1 protein-coding gene is annotated in these 328 nt (G+C 54.0%); it reads left to right on the top strand.

Features of this window, described 5'->3' with window-relative positions; genetic code table 11:
- Positions 1-113: IS3 family transposase (locus F7R02_RS25980; protein ID WP_151210368.1), on the top strand; the 113-nt coding region annotated here is incomplete at its 5' end.
- Positions 114-328: the final 215 nt, after the last annotated feature.

The following is a 328-nucleotide window of genomic DNA, read 5'->3' as shown; positions in this document are numbered from 1 at the left end:
GGTGGATGATCGACTACAACCAAGCAAGATCCCATGATTCGCTCGGCGGAATGACCCCGGTCGAGTACCGCAACAAGCACACCGGAATCTCTACTTTTGAAGTGTTTGCTTGACGGGGGAGCTTACGATGAAGATCAACTCCCGGCCGTGCTACTACAGTTACTCTGGCTTCTTTTTCTCTCATTCTGCTTACCTGTAGGTGCTCTAGGGAAGCTCTGAACAACGCACCACAGATACGCGACACTACCCGCCTCATCATGTAGAGGATCATCTATGCAGCTGACGTTCGGTGACGCTGAGGGCCTGGGCAAGCGCAAGCAGACCCGGC

The organism is Xanthomonas cissicola (genome assembly GCF_008801575.1).
Lineage (GTDB): Bacteria > Pseudomonadota > Gammaproteobacteria > Xanthomonadales > Xanthomonadaceae > Xanthomonas > Xanthomonas cissicola.
Note: the sequence above shows the minus strand (reverse complement) of the source record. Positions and strands in the feature narration are given on the sequence as shown.